Below are 18,834 nucleotides of genomic sequence, written 5' to 3' on the forward strand. Positions count from 1 at the left end.
AAGTTAGATATGTGCAATTACAACTAGGTCAGTTCATGGGCATGATCGTAGTCATGGTTAGCTGAGCCACTCAATCAACTCGCGCAAATTACGCAGCCCCAATTATCCCCCCGCGACGCCGGATTGCCGTAGCCTGGTCACCATGTTTCGCTCCTCGCTTCCCTTGGTCATGCTGTTGTCGCTCGCGGGCTGTGTCGCACAAGCCGAGTACGACAGCGCGCTCAAAGACCTCGACGCGACCCGCAAGGCCCACACTGGGCTCGCCGAGCAGCTCGCGGCATGCCAGGCTCAGATGGCGACCAACTCGGTCAACTCTGACGCCCAGCTCGCCGACCAGCTCGCCGCGACCGAGGCCGAGCTCGCCGAGCTTCGCCGCCAGCGCGAGGCCGTAGAAAAGCGGCTCGAGGCGTTTCGGCAGCTCAATGAGAAGCTCGCCGAGCTGATCGCCGCTGGTGATCTCGAGGTCTACGTGCGCAACGGCCTGCCCGTGATCGCCCTGCCCTCGGAGGTCCTGTTTGCGGTCGGCAGCGCCGAGCTGTCGGAGAAGGGCGGCAGGTCGCTCGAGCGAGTCGGGGCCGCGCTCGCGAGCATGACGGATCAGCGTATTCAGGTCTCTGGCCACACCGACGATCAGCCAACCAAGAAGTCGAAGTGGACCGACAATTGGCAGCTCTCGACCGAGCGCGCCCTCACTGTCACCCGCTACTTGATCGACAAGGGCGTCACGCCGCAGCGGCTCAGCGCCGCCGGCCACGCCGAGTTCGACCCGGTCGCCAGGAACAGCAAGAACGGGCGCAAGAAGAACCGGCGGATCGAGCTCGTGCTGCTGCCCGACCTCAGCGAGCTCACCCCGATCATGGAGACCGACGACTGATCGGCTTCAGGTACACAGCCGCTCGGCGATGTGATCCATGAACGCGCGGATGCGGTTGGTGTTGCGCAGGTCCGGCAAGGTCAGCAGCCACAGGTCGCGGCTGTAATCCGACTGGACCGGGCCCACGCGCGTCAGGCCGGGATCGTCGTCGCCCTCGAAGCAGGCGAGGAAGTGCACGCCGATCCCCGCCGCGATCGCCTGCCGCAGCAACAGCGGCTGAAAGTCGATGCGCATGGCAACCCGGGCGTTGGGGGCGTTGTCGGCCAGCCACGCGTCGAGCCAGCGCATGTTCAGGCGCTCGTCCCAGTGGATCCACGGGTAGTCGGCGTAGGTCGCGTCGGGACCCATGCGCTCGTACAGCTCCGTGCTTGCGAACACCGCGAACTCGACCCGCCCGACCTTGCGCCCGACCAGGTACTCCGGCGGCGTGTTGGTCATCCGCAGGACCACGTCGGCCTCGCGTCGGGTCAGCGACACCTCGTTGTCGCTGCACACCACCGTGAGCTCGACGCTCGGGTAGCGGGTCATGAAGGACGAGAACGCGCCGTGGTACCGGCGGAACAGCATGTCCATCGTCGCGACCCGAAGCTTGCCGCGCAGCTGGGCGTCGCGGCCCAGCACCCGCCCCTCGAGCGCCAAGACCTCGCCCTCGAGCCGCTCGGCGACCTCCGCGATGTCCTGCCCGGCGGCCGTAGGCATGAAGCCCTCTGGCGTTCGATCGAACAGGCGTACCCCCAACGCCTCCTCGATCGCCCGCAGGCGCCGCCCAGCGGTCGTGTGGGTCACCCCCAGGCGCTCGGCCGCGCCGCTCAGGGTCTGGTCGCGGGAGATCGCCAGTACATACCGCAAGTCGTCCCAGTTCACCTGTGCATCTTTGCACAGCGCGTGGGCGGAATCGACTGTGGCCCGGCCGCGAGCGCCCGCTCATGTTGAGCGGGATGCACACAGCGATGACCATGAAGGCGATCGTCCAGCTCGGCTATGGCAGGCCCGACGTCCTCGAGCTGCGAGAGATCGACGCACCGCTCATCGGTGACGACGAGGTCTCGATTCGCGTTCGGGCGTCCTCGATCAACCACGCCGACTGGCTGATCTTGATGGGTGAGCCGCTCCCCTTGCGCCTGGTCTATGGTCTGCTTCGGCCCCGCAACCCGGTGATTGGCATGGACATGGCCGGCGAGGTCGTGGCTGTTGGCGCCGCCGTCACACAGTTCAAGCCAGGCGACGAAGTCTACGGTGAGATCGCCGGAGCGTACGCCGAGCGCGTGAGCGTTCGCCAGGATCAGATCGCGCTCAAGCCCGCCAACCTCGGCTTCGAGCAGGCGGCCTGCATGCCGGTCGCTGCAATGACAGCGCTGCAGGGGCTCCGTGACAAGGCCAAGGTTCAGCCTGGGCACAAGGTCTTGATCAATGGTGCATCCGGGGGGGTCGGTACCTTCGCCGTACAGATCGCCAAGGCCTTGGGCGCCGAGGTCACCGGGGTATGCAGCACCAGGAACCTCGACTTGGTCCGGTCGCTCGGCGCCGACCATGTGTTGGACTATACGAAGGGTGACTTTACAGCTACCGCGGAGCGCTATGATGTGATCTTCGATCTGGTTGGGAGCGCGTCGATCTCGGCCTGTAGGCGTGTGTTGAGCCCGTCTGGTGTGTACGTGTCCTCGGTTGGCCGAACCGGGTGGTTGCTCAGGGCGCTGTTGCTCTCGCTCGCGCCTGGTCGCAACGTGGTGGTGTTGGCGGCGCAGCCGACCCAAGCCGATCTGCAGGTGCTCGCGCAGATGGTCGAGGCTGGCGCGATCACGCCGGTCATCGACCAGCGCTACACGCTGAGCGAGGTGCCGCAGGCGCTGCGTCGCCAGGGCGAGGGACACGCCCGGGGGAAGTCTGCGATCGCGATCGCATGATTACCCAACTACTCGCACTGGACCATGTCCGTGCGAAACACGAGATCACGCTGCGGATCGCCGTTGTGCATGCCGCCCGGGTACGCGTCGCCCGGTCCGTAGCTGATATGGCCGATGGTCTGCTCGGGGACGGTGAGGCGGAACGTGTAGACCTCACCTGCGGCCAGCGGGACCGGCTCGGCGAACTCGAACGCCTGCAGCTTCAAGAGCCCAGGCTCCAGCGTGACCTCGGTCGTGGCGAGACGCATGCCGCCGACGCCCTCGCCCGCGTAGATCTCGAGCGTGGCCGGCGACGGCTGGGGATCGAGCGGCGAGCCAAGCTCGATCGTGAGCCGCGCGAGCCCACCGCCGATGCCGACCGTGAACGACTGCCACTCGTCGAGCCCACCGCCACCCGCGTCAGACTCGAGCTGGGACTGATCGACGACCGGGTTGCCCTTGGCCGTGCACTCGCAGGTGCCGTCGTCCACGTCCGCGAGCGGGTTGTAGTTGCTGGCTGCGGGCACCGTACAGCCGAAGCAGGGATCTGCGTCGCAGACCTGACCGGCGCCGACCGGGGCGGGATCGTCGAAGCAACCAGTGCTGGGCGCGAGCGCAACGGCGAGGAACGCGAGGAACAGTGGGCGGGGGCGAGTCACGAGCCGCGGAACCTAGCACACGAGCCACACACGACGGAGCCCCCACTTGCTCGCGGTGGCCGGAATCACAGGGCCGATGTCGTGGAGGCCGTGCAACGTGCCGCGCTCGCCCGAGAGGCCGCGCTTAGAGCTGGACCCGGTAGATCGGCCCGTCGGACCCGGTCGAGCCCGAGCCGCTCTCGAGTCCGTTCACGTACATCACGTCCTCGGCGATGATGATGCCCTTGTAGTGGATGTTGACTTCGGAGCCGTCGGACCCGGGGTTGGCGAGTAGGACCGGCGTGATCGCGCTATCGTTCACGCCGTACGAATAGATGCCGGCGACGCTGCGATAGTAGATCACGTCGCCGTTCATGCAGTCATCGATGCCCATGTTGCACCGTTTGATCGGTACGCGGATGCTGTCGTAGTTGCGTTGGGTGCTCGCGCTCGAGCGTCCGTCAGCAAGGAGGCGGCGCACAGTACCTGACGATCGGATCGCCGATGTACTCGCCGTTGGGTCCGCTCGTGCAGCTGTCGAGGCAAGCCTCGCCGCGGGTCCAGCTCTGGCGAAGAAAATAGGGAGCGTCGACGCCCTGATCGTCGAGCGTGTGGACTTCGATCTGCGCGCACGACGAGGTCTGGCGGAGACATCCTACTCGTCCCCGTCCAGCGTGCGCGCAGCTGCCTGGAAGTCACGCTGATCCGCGGTCCCGCCCCGGCTCGCGCGGGATCGCATGCTGCCATTCATCCTGCATCGCGTCCGGTAGTCCCGCTCGGACAGCGTCTGCGAGCCACGCCCGGCAGAGCGTTTGCCTACGCTCATGGTCGAGACTGTCGATGCTCAGGCGCAGCCAGCCGTCGCACACCAGCGACGAAGTTCTTGAAGCTTGGGGAGCGCGTGTTGTCGAGGTTGACGACTGGGCCGAGCTTGCGGCCGCCGCTGACCTTCCCGTAGCCGGGCACCAGCGCGGCGAGTTCCCGGCTTGGTGAACCCAACAGATCGGGGCTGCGGTACTTGCTCTTGTTCTGCAACTCCACGAGAGCGCGGAGATCGTAGGCACGCCCCACTGCGTCGAGATCAGCGACAAACCACGCCTCGAGTTCGCGGCAGGCGATCCGCACCAACGCATCGGGACGCCCCGCGTCATCGCAGATCTCGCGCAGCCGCGCCTTGACCCTGTGGCAGTCGCCGCTGTCCTGATCCTGGACCACGATGAATCGAGTGTCGGGAGTGCGCCACGCCCTGAGCTTGATCCTCAGTGATTTCTCGAGATCGGACTTCCCCTCATGAGGGATGAGTTTGTATGTGACCTGCTCGGGGAGCACGCGGGGTAACAGACCTTCGAGGAAGACCTTCATCGACAATTCCTCGAGCATGAAGACCAGCATCATGGATGGGCGCCTCCAAACAGCCCTTGCTTCCATAACGCGCCCAGCTGGTCGCCGCCGTCGACGAACGCGCGCAACTGCTCGTCATCGCAGGCCCTGCGCACTGTCGTGAAGCCACCGTGCTTTTCCAGCCAATAGACTTCGTGAATCTGGGCCGCGTTGAGCAGATCGGGCGAGTGGGTGCTCACCATGACTTGCCCTCCCCGCCGGCCGTAGTCTCGAAACTCCTCCGCCAGTTCCGCGAGCAGAGTGGGATAAATTTGGTTCTCAGGCTCCTCGATGCACAACAGAGGGTGCGGAGAAGGATCGTTGAGAAGCACGAGATAGGCGAACATCTTGATCGTGCCGTCGGAGACGTAGCGGGCGATGAACGGATCCTTGAATGAGCCATCTTGAAACCGCAGGACCAGTCGACCGTCAATTGTCTCGGTCGCTTCGACTTCCGAGACCCCGGGAACACATTTTTTCATGCGCTCCAGGATGCGGTCGAATTGGTCGCGGTGGTTTTCATACAAGAACTGGGTCACGAGTGGGAGATTGTCCCCCGCTGCCGAGAGATGTTCAGCGTAGCCACCTTCCTGACTGGGCCGCGCGGCCTGAATCTGGAAGTCGGACAGGTGCCAGCGTTCGATCAGCCGCCGCACGCTGCTCACGCCAGCAAAGCGCTGAAATTGGCCCAGCCCCTTGATTGCGAGGATCTCGGGCGAGTCCAGACGCTGCTCTTCTCGGCGTATTTCGGCATCCGTACCATACTCGACCTCGTTGGTCACAGCTGTACCTTCACCAAGCCGAAAGTCCAATAAGTGCCATGGCTGACCGTGCTGGCCGTGCTGATATGCGAGCACCTCGCGCTCGACGACTCCGCGACCGTTGCGGACCCCAACCTCCAGAGTGTAAGTGACGAGCGGCCCGTTATCGTCGCGGAAAGCGATCTCAAACCGGAGCGGTCCAGGCTCACCTCGGCTCACGACCTCGTTGAAGCCGCCCCGTCGGGTCATCGCGACGTGAACATTGTCTTGCAGCGCGTCGCGCAAGAAACCAAACACATCCAACAAGGTCGATTTTCCGGTGCCGTTGGCGCCGACAAAGAAAGCCAACGAAGGAATCTCATGGATGTCGACGCTGCGAAAGACGCGAAAATTGCGGACGCTCAGTCGTTCGATCCTCATGTTGCCCTCCTGCCGGATCTTCGCTGATGTTTCGGTGTTTGCAAAGGTGGCCTCGAAGTGGCTCGAAGTCGAGGTGTGGTGCGGATAAACAGACATCCGACCCGGAGCCGTGAAAGCGTCGACAGCGCAGCTCACCTCCGTCGGCATGCTCATCGCTCCGGCGAGCGCCTGCGATGTCGTCAGCGCGGAAGTCTGCCCACACGCTAGCGTCGTCGGAGCGCTCGAGCGGGCACGTCGAACTCGTAGTCGCCGCCGCGTCCCACGAACCGCTCGGCGTGGAACGAGATCTCGTTCCACGCTCGCTCGACTCCGACCTCACGACGGTGTTGAGCTCGAGCCGCATGCCCATCGCCCGAGCCCGCGCCACGATCTCGAGCAGGTCCCGCTCGGACATCGTTCGCTCGCCGCGCGCCCGGCACGACGACATCGCGCTCCTCGCCGATCTGGACGACTCACTGCCGATGGCCGTATTCAGCACGAGGTTGAGCGTCCGCGTGGGCTCGGCGATGTGCTCGTGGACACGACCGACGACGCGGACATCCGCGAGATCGTGCGAGCGTATATCAGGCTTCCGGTGGCTCTCCGCGCAGACTACCGACACCCCAGGCAATCTGCGATAGTACGCGCGATGGATTTCGCCGTCCCCGAACCAATTCAAGCGACGCTAAACGAGATCCGCGAGTTTCTCGACGCCCACGTGCTCCCGGTCGAGGCGCTGTTCCGCGATCACGAGATGCCCCCCGTAGAGGCAGCGATGCGCGAGGTCCGAGCCAAGGCCAAGGCCCGCGGGCTGTGGCTGCCGCAGCTGTCCAAGCGCCACGGCGGGATGGGCCTGAGCCTGCTCGAGCACGGGCTGGTCAGCGAGGTGCTGGGTCGCAGCCCGCTGGGCAACTGGGCGCTGAACTGCCAGGCGCCCGACGCTGGCAACATGGAGATCCTCGCGGAGTACGGCACCCGTGAGCAGCGGGAGCGCTTCTTGGATCCGCTGATCGCAGGCGACACGCGCTCTTGCTTCGCAATGACGGAGCCCGACAAGGCCGGCAGCAACCCGGTGTGGCTGGGCACGGCCGCGCGGCGCGAGGGCGACGAGCTGGTGCTCGATGGTCACAAGTGGTTCACCTCGGGCGCCGACGGGGCCGCGTTTGCGATCGTGATGGCGGTGACCGAGCCGGAGGGGCCGCCACACAAGCGCGCGAGCATGATCATCGTGCCCACCGACACGCCCGGGTACACGCTGGTCCGCAACATCTCGGTGATGGGCGACGTCGGCGGCGGCTGGGCCAGCCACGCGGAGGTCCGGTTCGAGGGCTGCCGGGTGCCCGCGGCGAACATGCTCGGGTTCCCGGGGGCCGGGTTCTTGATCGCGCAGGCGCGGCTGGGGCCGGGGCGCATCCATCACTGCATGCGCTGGCTCGGGATCTGTGAGCGGGCCTTTGACATGATGTGCCAGCGCGCGGCGACCCGCGAGCTCGCGCCGGGTAAATTTCTGGGCGAGAAGCAGACGATCCAAAACTGGATCGCGGAGAGCCGGGTCGAGATCGACTCGGCCCGACTCGCGGTGCTGCACGCGGCCTGGCGGATCGACGCGGTCGGGCAGAAGGCCGCGCGCGTGGAGGTCTCGGGGATCAAGTTCCACGTGGCCAAGGTGCTGCGCAACGTGCTCGAGCGCTCGATCCAGACCCACGGCGCGCTGGGGATCACCGACGACACGGTGCTGAGTTTCTTTTATCGGCACGAGCGCGGCGCGCAGATCTATGATGGCGCCGACGAGGTCCACAAGACGGTCGTGGCCCGCGAGCTGCTCGAGCGCTACGGCCTGAACCTGCGCAGCCGAGGCACAAAGTGAACGACTCCGAGCGAACCTTACCCGATGGCTTGCTCGATCGCCCCCGGCAGGTCCGCGAGGGCGAGGAGTTGGATCTCGAGGCGCTCGCGGCCTGGCTGCGGTCCAACACGACGCTGCTGGACGGCGGCACGATCCAGGTGCTGCAGTTCCCGAGCGGCTACTCGAACCTGACGTACATGCTGCGGCTCGGCGAGCGCGAGGTGGTGCTGCGTCGCCCGCCGTTTGGCAACAAGGTCAAGAGTGGCCACGACATGCACCGCGAGTTCACGGTGCTGTCCAAGCTCGCGCCGGTCTACCCGCTCGCGCCCGCGCCCCTGGCCTACTGCGATGACGAAGCCGTGCTCGGGGCGCCGTTTTACGTGATGGAGCGGCGCCGCGGGATCATCATTCGGCGTCGGCCGCCGCCCGGCATGAAGCTCGACGCGAGCACCAGTCGGGCGCTGGCGTGCGCGCTGATCGACGGGCTCGCGGATCTCCACGCGATCGACTGGTCCGGCGTGGGCCTGGGCGAGCTCGGCAAGCCACAGGGCTACGCGCGCCGGCAGATCGAAGGCTGGACCCGGCGGTGGGAGCGATCCAAGACCGACGACGTGGCCAAGCTCGACGCGGTCGCGGCGTGGCTGGCCAGCTCGCTGCCCGTCGACGCCGACGCCGACCCGGCCCTGATCCACAACGACTACAAATACGACAACGTGCTGCTCGACGCCCGCGGGGTCGAGACCGGAGAGGGCGTGCGGATCAACGCCGTGCTCGACTGGGAGATGGCGACGATCGGCAGCCCGCGCATGGACGTGGGCACGACCCTCGGCTACTGGGTCGAGGCCGGCGACGACGCGCGGATGCAGGGTCTGGCGTTTGGTCCGACCAACCTCCCGGGCAGCCTGACCCGCGCCGAGCTGCTCGACCGCTACCAGGCGCGCAGCGGGATCGAGCTGTCGAGCGGGGTGTACTATCGGGTGTTTGGGCTGTTCAAGATCGCGGTGATCGTTCAGCAGATCTTCGCCCGGTATCAGCAGGGCTCGACCCACGATCCGCGGTTTGCTGCGCTCGGCTACTTCGTGTCGATGCTGGCCGAGGCTGCGGCCGAGGCGATCGAGCGCGACTGAGTCTCTGACGAATTTTGCCACCGCCGCTGCACGGATTCGCCTCATCTGCTTGGTATGCAGGGGGTGTGCGCGACGTCTTCGTGATTGTGGCCTTGGTCTCGATGCTCTGCATGCTCGGCGCGTGTCAGGGCGAGCCCGGGGCATCGAGGCCGAAGCACTGCGCGTGGGCGCCCGAGAGCCCGACACCAACCGAGCGCTGGAACCCCGTGACACAGGGGCGCGCCCACAGCTTCTTGAGTCATCACGGTGGGTTTGACGTGAGCGAGCTGAGCGAGATCGAAGGCTGCGCCCTGCCGATCTTCATGAGCTCGATGATCGTGATCCGGTTTCGCGCCGCGGGTGACCCGTCGCTGGCCAGCTGGACGGGCACACCCACGCCAGCGCGGGCCCAACGCGAGCTTGGGTGGCTGCGCGAGCACCTGTTCGGCCTGGGGCTGCCCTCCGCGGTCACACCGCTGGGCCTCGAGCAGCGTGAACACAGCGGCAACGTCGATGAGCTGAGCCTGTACCGCTACGACGACGAGGGGCCCACCTACCTGTTCGTGTTCAACCACGCCGGCTGAGGCGTGGCGGGTCTCCACACAAACGTACACCCACGGGGCCGGGGCGTGGGCACTTAACGTCTGGCCTGTTACAGCTTGTTCGCCGGGATGACCGCAGTTCGACGACGCCGTCGGTTCGTCGCACCTCCAAGACGGCACAGCGGTACCATGCTCGCATGGACTCGGACTCGACTGACGTTCGCTCCGCGGGGCCGTGGCTGCTGCTGCCCGTGCTCGCGCTCCCGTTGCTCGCGTGGGCGACCGCGCTGCCAGGGTGTGCGGTGCCCTGCCTCGATGACGGACTCGGGCAGACCTTCTGCCCCGAGGCCGAGACCGAGGTCGCTACCGGTGACAGCACGGCCGGCGACGGCGACGGCGACGGTGACACCGCCGAGGCTGGGACCATGGACGCGGGCGACACGGAGGCCTGCTCGGTGCTCGACGTGATCTTGATCCCCCAGACACCGACGCTGGTGCTGCTCGTGGATCAGTCGCTGAGCATGGACTCCGACTTTGGCGGGGACACGCGCTGGAACGTGGTCACCAACGTGCTCACCGATCCAAACGGCGGGATCGTCCCGCAGTTCGAGGGCAACATCCGGTTCGGGCTGGCGCTCTACACCTCGGACACCAACGACATGAACGCGCCGTGCCCGATGCTGACCGAGGTCAGCCCGGCGCTGAACAACTTCGGGGCGATCGACACGACGCTGGGCTCGAACGCGCCGCTCGGCGACACCCCGACCGGTGAGAGCCTCGACGCGGTGTGGCAGACCCTCGACGTGCTCGACGTGCCCGGTAAAAAATTCATCGTGCTCGCGACCGACGGCGAGCCCGACACCTGCGCCGTGCCCAACCCCAACGAGGGCCAGCCAGAGTCGGTCGCCGCCGCGCAGGGGGCGTTCGCGGCCGGGATCCAGACCTACATCATCAGCGTCGGCGACCAGGTCAGCAACGCGCACCTGCAGGACATGGCCAACGCCGGCCAGGGCGTGCAGCCGGGCGACCCGGACGCGGAGTTCTACCAGGCGCTGGATCAGGCCGCGCTGGTGACCGCGTTCGATCAAATCCTCGCGAGCGTGCGCTCGTGCCAGCTCGACCTCGACACCCCGCTGACGGCCGAGGACGCGGAGAACTGCACGGTGGTGATCAACGGCAACCCGGTCGGGCTCGACGATCCCAACGGGTGGTCGCTCAATGATCCAACCGAGGTCGAGCTGCTCGGATCCGCCTGCGACACCCTGCAAGACGGGACCTCGTCCGTGCAGATGGAGTGTATCTGCGCGTAGTAACCTGCCGCCTGCTGGGGTCATGACAACGTGAGCGCACCGCTTAATCTGAGTTCTCGGGTTCGCGCCGTGACGATCTATCGCCGCGGCGCCATGGTCACGCGGGCCGCCGAGCTGGTCCGCGATGGCTCGGCGTTCCCGGCTCGGATCCAGCTGGTCGGGCTGCCGCTGGCGCTGGACGACAGCTCGATCCGGGTCGAGGTCGAGACCGAGGGCGAGGGGCAGGCTCCGATCGCGGGGGATCTGCGCGTGACGCTGTCGGTCCCCAGCGACGACCCCGAGCTGCCGCCGCCGAGCAACGGCGAGCTCGACCTCGCCCAGCTCGAGCTGGATCTCGCGATAGAAGCGCGGACCCAGCTGACCCGGGCCAAGGGTCGACTCGCGACGCTGCAGGGGCTCGCCCGCGGGCGGCCCGAAGAGGGCAAGGCCCCCGCGCCCTCGCCCACGGCGGCGCGCCTGCAGCTGCTCGCGTTTCGGCGCGAGCGGGGCGAGCAGCTGGGCCGAGCGATCGACGCCGCCAACGAGCGGGTGCGGGTGGCCAAGGAGCAGCTCGAGACCCTGCGCGAGCGCGAGCGGCTGGCGTCTTCACACAAGAACGCGCGGACCCACGAGCTGCGCAAGGCGGCGATCCTCGAGCTCGATCACGGCTCCGGCCCGGAGCTGGTCTCGCGGGTCCGGGTGAAGCTGCACTACTTCGTGCCTGGCGCTCGCTGGGCGCCCGCGTACACCGTGAGGCTGGACCGCGCGATGCGGGCCGCGACCCTGGAGCTGCGGGCGATGGTCGGGCAGTCGACGGGCGAAGACTGGCACGACGTCGCGCTCACGCTGTCGACCGCGAGCCCGCAGCAGTGGACGGAGCTGCCCGAGCTCAAGTCGCGGCGGATCGGTCGACGCCAGCCACCGCCAGCCAAGAAGGGCTGGCGCCCGCCGCCGGTCGGCGCGGATCAGCTCTATGCCGACTATGACCGCGGCTTGGGCGAGCCTCCCGTCGAGGACGAGCCCGTGGTCGAGGCGGCCAAGAGCGAGACCTTCGTCTACGACTTGGACGACGACGAGGCCGAGGCCGAAGAGATGGCGGACGCAGGCATGCCGCAGCCGGATGCCAAGCAGAGGAAATCTGCGGCCCCGATGAGCATGGACGCGCCGACACGCTCGATGCCTCCGTCACTGAGCGGTGCGCCCCCGTCGGCGCCGATGCAGTATCCGATGCCGGCCTCGCTCGGAGCCCCCAAGCGCTCGGCGGGCTTCGGCGCCCTCGTCGGTGGGGCGATCGGTGGCATCGCGTCAGCGTTCGCCCCGGAAGAGGGACGCGGCGGTGGCGGTGGTGGGCCGATGGCGCCCGGCGGCGGCGGGTTCGTCCCCGAGCCCGAGCTCGTCGCCGGTCGCGACCTGCTCGACTACGGCCGCCTGCGCCTGTCGTCTGCGTCCAGCTATCGCCGCGGCTCACTGCGGCGCATCGACAGGCGGACCCAGTACCAGCAGCTGTGCGTCGAGTACGTCCGCGTCGACGTGGCGATCGAGCAGATCGACGAGGCGGTCGCGTGGGCGCGACTGCTGGAGACCGAGCGCGCCCCCGAAGGCCACCGCTGGCCCTCCAGCGAGGGTGGGTTCGACTACGCCTACGTCGCCGAGGCGCCGGTCGATCTGGCCAGCACGGGGGTGTTCACCTCGCTGCCGATCGACCTGCGCGAGGCCGAGGCGACCCCGCGCTACGTCAGCGTCCCGCGTGAGAGCGCTGATGTGTTCCGCATCGTCGCGCTCCGCAACCCCCTGGCCGCGCCGCTGCTCGCGGGTCCCGCCGACGTGTACGTCGCCGGAAAATTCGCGCTGACCTCCAGCGTCGAGCTCACGCCGATCGACGGCCGGATCGAGGTTGGACTTGGCGTCGAGCAAGCGATCAAGATCGCCCGCAACGTCAGCTTCTCCGAGGACACCCCGGGCATGTTCAAGCGACAGCTCGAGCTCAGGCACACGCTCGAGCTCGAGGTCCAAAACCACACCAGCAGCGCGGCCACCGTCGAGATCCGCGAGCGGCTCCCGATCGCCGCGAAGGCGCTCGCCGACGACATCTCGATCGAGGTCGAGCAGGTCAGCCCCGAGTGGGAGGACTACGACCCCAAGGACGCCGTGCCCTCACTCGAGGGCGGGCGCATGTGGAAGGTCGAGGTCCCCGCCAGCGGCAAGCGCGAGCTGTCCGCGACCTGGATCGTGACGATCCCGATCAATCACGAGCTGATCGGCGGCAACCGGAGGGAGAGCTGAGATGGACGCGGATCAAGCCCAGACGCTGCGCCGGATCACCGCCGACGTCCCGGTCGCCGAGGTCACGCTGCTCGAGGATCGGGCGCTGGTCGTGCGCCGTGGGGTCGTGGAGCTCCCGCCGGGTCGCTCGCAGCTGGTGGTCAGCGAGGTCGCGCCGGTCCTGGTCGACAAGACCCTCGCGGCCACGCTCGCGCTGCCGCGTGGCGCGGGTCCAGAGGTGGCCGAGCTGTCTGAAGATCTGCGGGTCCGGAGCGTGTCGATCCGGCGCTGGCGGGTCACCCGTGAGCAAGACCGACCCGCCGACCTCGCCCAGCTCCGGGCCACCAAGCGCGACAAACAGCTCGCGCTGGCCACCGCTGCGGCGCGGGTCGAGCAGCTCTCGGCCGAGCACGCGTCGATCGAGCAGCTGCTCGCGCTGACGCTGCAAGAGATCAACGAGGACGTCAGCTGGGGCGGGCAGGCGGCGGCGCAGTGGGGCGAGCAGCTCGATCTGCTCGACGCCAAGCTGCGCGAGCTCGCGCTCGAAGCCAGCCGGATCAAGCACGCCAATCAGCTGCTCACGCGCGAGCTCCAAGATCTGCAGACGCTGGAGGCCGCGAGCAGCAACCCCAACAGCGAGGTCACCGCTGAGCTCACGCTCGAGCTCATCAACCCCGAGCCGCTGCCCCGCAAGCTCGAGCTCAGCATCGACTACCTGGTCCCCGGCGCGCTGTGGCGACCGTGGCACACCGCCCGCCTGATCGAGCCCGACGGGGACCAAGCCAGTCCGCGGGTCGAGTTTCAGTGTGAAGGCGCGGTCTGGCAGTCGACCGGCGAGGACTGGCGTGACGTCCAGCTGATCTTCTCGACCGAGCGACCGTCGCTCGGCGTCCAGCCACCCACGCTCACCACCGACATGCTGCGGTTTCGCAAGAAGAGCAGCACCGTCGAGGTCGAGGCCCGCGAACAGACGGTCAACACCGCAGGCCTCGGCGCCGAGACCGAGAGCGCGCCCGCCAAGTCGGTCGCCGAAGAGGACCTGCCCGGCATCGACGACGGCGGCGAGGCGATCGAGCTGCGCGGTCGGACCAGGGCCACGATCCCCGCAGATGGTCGGCCCTACCGGGTGCCGATCTTCAGCTTCGAGTCGCCGGCCGAGACCGCGCTAGTCTGCGCGCCCGAGCTGGACGGGTCGGTGATCCTGCGCAGCCGCCAGCACAACGCCGCCGCTCACCCGCTGCTCGCTGGGCCCGTCGACTTGGTCCGCAACAGCGGCCTGGTCGGTCGCACCTCGCTGCTGTTCATCGCTCCCGGCGAGCGCTTCGAGCTGGGCTGGGGCCCCGACTCGAGCTTGCGCGTGCACCGAACGCTCGAGAACCTCGAGCGCGAGCGGCGAATGATGAGCTCGTGGACGCGCAAGCCCAGGCGGGTCACCGTGAAGCTCAGCAACCTCTCGCCGGTCGCCAAGACGGTCGAGGTCAAGGAGCGGATCGCCGTGTCCGAGGTCGAGAAGGTCGAGGTCGAGCTGACGGAGGCCAGCCACGGGGCCACCGCTGACGCCGACGGGTTCGTGACCTGGCAGGCCAAGCTACGCGGGTTTGGGCACGAGTCGCTGGAGCTGACGTGGGTGCTGGTGGTCCACGACGACGTCGTGGGCATGTGAATCAGCGCTCGAGGCAGTACAGCCGACGCGGCTGGTTGCAGCGCGGCGGCTCGCCGCAGTTTTGCTCGACGAAGGACCAGCTCGGATCGGTCGCGTGGAGCAGGCCGTAGGCCCCATTGTAGAGATACGAGCTGGTGTTCCAGTTGCTGCACTGGGGCTCGACGGCGTCGCCGTATGCGTCGGTTCCCGTCCACACCTGTGACTCGATGTCGCAGGGCCCGCTGAGTGGGATCGGATCGCCAGCCTCATCGTGATCGATCGGGACGAGCAGCTGGCCGCTGATCAGCTGATCCCAGGAGTTCGCGATCTTGCTGCCATTGGTCCGCACGAAGTAGCCATCTTGCTCGAAGGTGTTGTTGGGGGACTCGATCTGGGTCGAGTTCCACGCCCAGAACAGCTTCTCGGGATAGAAGCCCTCGCCGGTCTCCTGGCAGAGATCGTCGGCGCCAGGCAGGCCTCCGAGCCCGCCGGTGAACGCGTCGAGGGTGACGAACATGATCCGTGGGCGCATGCAGCTGCCCGCGTTGCAGTCTTGATCGTCGTCGCATGCCATCTCACAAAACCCGCAGTTGAGCTGGTCTTTGTCGAGGTTGGTGCAGGTGTCTCCGCATAGATCCGGCGTGTCGTCCTCGCACATCATGCCGTCGCCGTCGCCGTCGCCCGTGCTTGGATCCCCGTCCCCATCGCCCGTGCTTGGATCCCCGTCGCCGTCGCCCGTGCTTGGATCCCCGTCGCCATCGCCCGTGCTTGGATCGTCGTCGTCGCCGTCGCCCGTGCTGGGATAGGGATCGTCGCCGTCGCCGATCAGGTCGTCGCCGGTCCCGGTCTCGCTAACTCGCTCGTCGAACGCGGAATTGAGCTTGGTGCACCCCGCCAACCCCACGCACATCACAATGACCGCCAAGCGCTTCATGGCGGCATCATGCACCGCAGCGCGAACGACGACCAGCCAGCCCCCGTGACCTATGAGCAGCCGCGTCATAGCACCACGAACCCGTTGGTCACCAACCATTGCCGCACGCGCGCTTGCCCCTTGCGGCCAGCCTTGGTCTTGCCCAGCTCCACCAGCGCGTGGCGAGCGAGCTGCTCGGCCCGCGCTCGGTCCCGCGGCTCGCCCGCAATCAACACCTTGGCCATGGCCATCCACGCCTGCGCGAGCTCGTGGGGGGTGTTCGCCTCACCCGCGACCTGCAGCGCCCGCTCGCCGAGCTCCCGCGCCCGCTGGGGATCCCCGAGCGCCAGCTGGGTCTCGCACAGCCCCGCGAGCGGCTCGAGCAGCTCCGTGTGATCGATCCCAAAGATCTGCTCGCGCATGCCCAGCGCGCGCTGATCAGCCGCGAGCGCCTCGTCGTAGCGATTCAGCGCACGCAGTGAGCGAGCCCGGCCAACCTCGACCGCGGCGATCGTTGGGTGATCTTCGCTGAACGCCCGCTCGAGCACGGCCTGGGCCCGGTCGAAGTCGGTCAGCGCGCCCACGTCGTCGCCCAGCGCCGAGCGAACCGAGGCCAGGTTCTGCAGGGTCACGCCCACCGCCATGTGGTTGGCGCCCAGGCTGGTCTCGAGCACGGCCAGCGCGACCTCGTAGCCTGCGAGCGCCTGCTCGTTGCGACCCAGGTTCTGCAGCGCCGAGCCAATGTTCACGTCGACGAAGGCCACGTCTGGATGATCAGCCCCGAGCTGCGCCACGAGGATCTCCCGGGCCCGCTCGAGGGTCTCGAGCGACTCTTGATAGCGGCCGGTCTCGTCGTAGATGATCGCCAGGTTGTTGAGGTTCTTGGCCACGCGACGATGGTCGGAGCCGTAGATCTCCTCGTTGATCTGCAGCGCGCCGTGGTGCAGCTCGAGCGCCCGATCGAAGTGGCTCTGCGAAGACTCCACGTTGCCGAGCGCGTCGAGGATCGCGGGGACGATCGGGTGCTTGGCGCCGAGCGACGCGGCCGCCAGCTCGCGGGCCCGACCCAGCGACTCGGCCGCCTCGGTGTAGCGGCCCAGCTCGTGCTGCGCGTTGCCGATCGAGTACAGCGCCGTGATGTGGGCGGGGCTCCGCTCACCGTCGCGTTGGCGCGCGAGCTCGAGCCCGCGCCGATATTCGACCAGCGCGACGTCGTAGTCGCCCGCGGCCATCGCCAGCTTGCCCAGATGTCCGCGGACCTCGGCCTCGATCCCGGGATCTTCGCCGTGCTTCACGAAGGTCGCCCGCGCCAGGCTGGCCCAGGTGTTGGCGTGCTCGAGCTTGGCCTGATCCGCCCCCAGGGTCTCGGCCAGCGCCGCCGCGGCGCGGATCACCACGCTGTCGTGACCCGAGCGCTGCCCGGTCCAGGCCGCCTCGCGCAGCAGCTGCTCACCCCGATGCTCCTGCGCGCGCTGGCGATCCACCGCGAGACCCAGCGCCAGCAGGGCCTCGGCCGTGACCGGGTCGAAGTCCAGCGCCCGCGCCAGCGCCAGCACCTGCTCGCCTTGCTCGATCGCCTGGGCGTACTCGCCGGCGTCGGTCAGACCTTCGACCCCGGCGAGCGCCTGGCGAATGCTCGTCGCTTGATCGGCCACGTCGGCCTGCTTGGGCTCGAGCGGCAGGCGCTCGAGCACGTTGGCGGCCGCGCAGCTCTCGACGCTCGGCAACTCCAGGGGGGTGAGCCGCTCGAGCAGCTCGTCGGGTCGGTCCTCGAGCCGCCGCAGCACCGCGACCATGCTCTCGACCCGGACCAGCTGCAGATCCAGGCACGCGATCCGCCGCTCGAGCAGCGCGAGGCTCTGGTCGCCCTGCAGGTGCGTGGCCTCGCAGGCGCGCTGACGGGCCCGCGACCACTGCTGCACCCAGTCGTCGAACCGCGACGCGACGCTGTCCCAGGTCGCGCTCGCGTAGGGTTGGGTCGAGCGCACGACCGCCGCGTCGAGCCGCTCGCGGGCCGCCGCGTCCCACACACCCTCGAGCATGCCCAGGCCGTCGTCACACACCGCCTTGGGCTTGGCCCGGCGCTCGTAGAACGCGACGACCGAGACGATCGCCAGCAGCATGATCAACATCGGCACCCACCACAGCCGCCGCGGGCCCGTGGCCACTTCGGTGAGCTCGGCCAGCAGCGCGTCCATGCTCTCGAAGCGCCGATCCGGGACCAGGCTCAAGCCGCGGATCAGGACTCGCTCGATCTCGGCCGGCATGTCGTCGGGCCGGTTGCCCGGCAGCGCGCGCGCGCGGCTGAGATCCCGAAACCGCCGCGGGTTGTCGAACCGGCCGCGGAACGGGCGGGTGCCGTAGATCGCCTCGTACAGCGCCACGCAGAAGCTGAACTGATCGCTGCGCGCGTCGACGTGCCCGCCCGAGGCCTGCTCGGGCGCCATGTAGGCCGGCGTGCCCATGACCTGGCCCTCGCGGGTGACCAAGCCCGGGTCCGAGCCGAACTCGCCCGACGTGTCACCCGAGTCGTTCCAGCTGTCCTCGTCGAGCGGTCGATCCGACTGCTCGCTGATCTCTTGCAGGCGCGCGCGGACCCGCTCGGCGTCCTCGGCCCCGCGCAGCGGCGAGGCCAGGCCAAAGTCCAGCACACGCACCCGACCATCGGTGCCGACGCGCACGTTCTCGGGCTTGAAGTCGCGGTGGACGATGTCGGCCGCGTGCGCAGCCGCGAGCCCACGCCCGGCCTGCACATACATGCCCACGACCTCGGACCAGGGGCGCGGCTGGTGCTTCAACCACTTGCTCAGGGTCAGGCCCTCGACGAACTCCATGACGACGTAGATCTGCTCGTCGAAGGTCGCGACCTCGTAGACGGGGACCACGTTGGGGTGGGAGAGCCGGGCCAGCGCCTGGGCTTCGCGGCGCAGGCGACCGCGCCGCTGGTTGACCGCTTCGGTCTGCCCGATCAGCTTGCTGCGACGCAGCTGCTTGAGCGCGACCTTTCGGTCCAAGCTGGGATCGTAGGCGGCGTAGACCATGCCGACCCCACCCGAGCCGACCACCTCGACGATCATGTAGCGACCGACGCGGGTCCCCGGCGCGACCGCGTCGACACCCGCAGCGAGTAGCGCCTCCGAGGGGCTGCGCATGTCGACCTGCGTCGTGTCCTCGGGCGGACGCGGCGCGTCGGGCTCGGCCACGACCGAGCGAGCGGCCTGACCCTCAGCCGGCTCGCCCGCCCCGAGCTCCTCGCCCGTCTCCCGCGTCTGACCCATACCGGGCTGCAGGATAGCGCG

15 protein-coding genes are annotated in these 18,834 nt (G+C 68.0%); 8 read left to right on the top strand and 7 right to left on the bottom strand.

The genetic code is table 11. The annotated features are described in order from the left end of the window. Positions 1–142: 142 nt before the first annotated feature. Positions 143–874, top strand: a complete 732-nt coding sequence (locus tag ENSA7_RS36395; protein ID WP_106094010.1) for an OmpA family protein — start codon at positions 143–145, stop codon at positions 872–874. 6 nt (positions 875–880) lie between these two features. Here ENSA7_RS36395 and ENSA7_RS36400 read toward each other — a convergent pair whose 3' ends face one another. Further along, a complete protein-coding gene (locus ENSA7_RS36400) occupies positions 881–1,738 on the bottom strand; it encodes a LysR family transcriptional regulator (protein ID WP_106094011.1) in 858 nt (285 codons plus the stop codon). 92 nt (positions 1,739–1,830) lie between these two features. On the opposite strand from ENSA7_RS36400, the gene ENSA7_RS36405 reads away from it, so the two are divergent. After that, positions 1,831–2,778, top strand: coding sequence for an NAD(P)-dependent alcohol dehydrogenase (locus ENSA7_RS36405; protein ID WP_106094098.1), 948 nt, complete (start codon positions 1,831–1,833; stop codon positions 2,776–2,778). Positions 2,779–2,786: 8 nt separating this feature from the next. On the opposite strand, the gene ENSA7_RS36410 is transcribed toward ENSA7_RS36405, so the two are convergent. The 4 genes from ENSA7_RS36410 to ENSA7_RS36425 form a co-directional block, all read right to left on the bottom strand. Continuing rightward, positions 2,787–3,416 carry a hypothetical protein gene (locus ENSA7_RS36410; RefSeq protein WP_106094012.1) on the bottom strand — a complete coding sequence of 210 codons (630 nt, stop codon included), beginning with the start codon at positions 3,414–3,416 and terminating at the stop codon, positions 2,787–2,789. 124 nt (positions 3,417–3,540) lie between these two features. Beyond that, entirely contained in the window at positions 3,541–3,789 is a 249-nt protein-coding gene (locus ENSA7_RS36415; RefSeq protein WP_146158552.1) for a hypothetical protein, read from the bottom strand. Positions 3,790–4,217: 428 nt separating this feature from the next. Beyond that, positions 4,218–4,790, bottom strand: a complete 573-nt coding sequence (locus ENSA7_RS36420) for a DUF4276 family protein (RefSeq protein ID WP_106094014.1) — start codon at positions 4,788–4,790, stop codon at positions 4,218–4,220. Beyond that, on the bottom strand, positions 4,787–5,956 hold the full coding sequence (locus tag ENSA7_RS36425; protein ID WP_106094099.1) for an AAA family ATPase: 1,170 nt from the start codon (positions 5,954–5,956) through the stop codon (positions 4,787–4,789). The genes ENSA7_RS36420 and ENSA7_RS36425 overlap by 4 nt, the downstream gene beginning before the upstream one ends. Before the next feature lie 628 nt (positions 5,957–6,584). On the opposite strand from ENSA7_RS36425, the gene ENSA7_RS36435 reads away from it, so the two are divergent. The 6 genes from ENSA7_RS36435 to ENSA7_RS36460 all read left to right on the top strand — a co-directional run bounded on the left by ENSA7_RS36435 (position 6,585) and on the right by ENSA7_RS36460 (position 14,643). Beyond that, on the top strand, positions 6,585–7,802 hold the full coding sequence (locus tag ENSA7_RS36435) for an acyl-CoA dehydrogenase family protein (protein ID WP_106094016.1): 1,218 nt from the start codon (positions 6,585–6,587) through the stop codon (positions 7,800–7,802). Continuing rightward, on the top strand, positions 7,799–8,908 hold the full coding sequence (locus tag ENSA7_RS36440) for a phosphotransferase family protein (protein ID WP_219908123.1): 1,110 nt from the start codon (positions 7,799–7,801) through the stop codon (positions 8,906–8,908). The genes ENSA7_RS36435 and ENSA7_RS36440 overlap by 4 nt, the downstream gene beginning before the upstream one ends. Positions 8,909–8,973: 65 nt before the next feature. Further along, entirely contained in the window at positions 8,974–9,471 is a 498-nt protein-coding gene (locus ENSA7_RS36445; RefSeq protein WP_106094017.1) for a hypothetical protein, read from the top strand. 155 nt (positions 9,472–9,626) lie between these two features. Next, the gene (locus ENSA7_RS36450) at positions 9,627–10,739 is read left to right on the top strand and encodes a vWA domain-containing protein (protein WP_106094018.1); all 1,113 of its coding nucleotides are present in this window, start codon (positions 9,627–9,629) and stop codon (positions 10,737–10,739) included. Between the two features lie 69 nt (positions 10,740–10,808). Beyond that, entirely contained in the window at positions 10,809–13,001 is a 2,193-nt protein-coding gene (locus ENSA7_RS36455; RefSeq protein WP_106094019.1) for a DUF4139 domain-containing protein, read from the top strand. Position 13,002: 1 nt separating this feature from the next. Next, on the top strand, positions 13,003–14,643 hold the full coding sequence (locus ENSA7_RS36460; protein ID WP_106094020.1) for a mucoidy inhibitor MuiA family protein: 1,641 nt from the start codon (positions 13,003–13,005) through the stop codon (positions 14,641–14,643). A 1-nt stretch (position 14,644) separates the two neighbouring features. On the opposite strand, the gene ENSA7_RS36465 is transcribed toward ENSA7_RS36460, so the two are convergent. Further along, positions 14,645–15,556 carry a hypothetical protein gene (locus ENSA7_RS36465; protein ID WP_106094021.1) on the bottom strand — a complete coding sequence of 304 codons (912 nt, stop codon included), beginning with the start codon at positions 15,554–15,556 and terminating at the stop codon, positions 14,645–14,647. Positions 15,557–15,621: 65 nt separating this feature from the next. After that, on the bottom strand, positions 15,622–18,813 hold the full coding sequence (locus ENSA7_RS36470; protein WP_106094022.1) for a serine/threonine-protein kinase: 3,192 nt from the start codon (positions 18,811–18,813) through the stop codon (positions 15,622–15,624). Positions 18,814–18,834 lie beyond the last annotated feature (21 nt).

The organism is Enhygromyxa salina (assembly GCF_002994635.1).
GTDB classification, from domain to species: domain Bacteria; phylum Myxococcota_A; class Polyangia; order Nannocystales; family Nannocystaceae; genus Plesiocystis; species Plesiocystis salina_B.

Excerpts from the sequence above, each read along its gene's own strand:
- ENSA7_RS36435 (WP_106094016.1), top strand. The coding sequence starts at position 6,585 with ATGGATTTCGCCGTCCCCGAACCAATTCAAGCGACGCTAAACGAGATC.
- ENSA7_RS36470 (WP_106094022.1), bottom strand. The coding sequence starts at position 18,813 with ATGGGTCAGACGCGGGAGACGGGCGAGGAGCTCGGGGCGGGCGAGCCG.
- ENSA7_RS36405 (WP_106094098.1), top strand. The coding sequence starts at position 1,831 with ATGAAGGCGATCGTCCAGCTCGGCTATGGCAGGCCCGACGTCCTCGAG.
- ENSA7_RS36425 (WP_106094099.1), bottom strand. The coding sequence starts at position 5,956 with ATGAGGATCGAACGACTGAGCGTCCGCAATTTTCGCGTCTTTCGCAGC.
- ENSA7_RS36415 (WP_146158552.1), bottom strand. The coding sequence starts at position 3,789 with ATGGGCATCGATGACTGCATGAACGGCGACGTGATCTACTATCGCAGC.
- ENSA7_RS36460 (WP_106094020.1), top strand. The coding sequence starts at position 13,003 with ATGGACGCGGATCAAGCCCAGACGCTGCGCCGGATCACCGCCGACGTC.
- ENSA7_RS36395 (WP_106094010.1), top strand. The coding sequence starts at position 143 with ATGTTTCGCTCCTCGCTTCCCTTGGTCATGCTGTTGTCGCTCGCGGGC.
- ENSA7_RS36465 (WP_106094021.1), bottom strand. The coding sequence starts at position 15,556 with ATGAAGCGCTTGGCGGTCATTGTGATGTGCGTGGGGTTGGCGGGGTGC.
- ENSA7_RS36450 (WP_106094018.1), top strand. The coding sequence starts at position 9,627 with ATGGACTCGGACTCGACTGACGTTCGCTCCGCGGGGCCGTGGCTGCTG.
- ENSA7_RS36420 (WP_106094014.1), bottom strand. The coding sequence starts at position 4,790 with ATGATGCTGGTCTTCATGCTCGAGGAATTGTCGATGAAGGTCTTCCTC.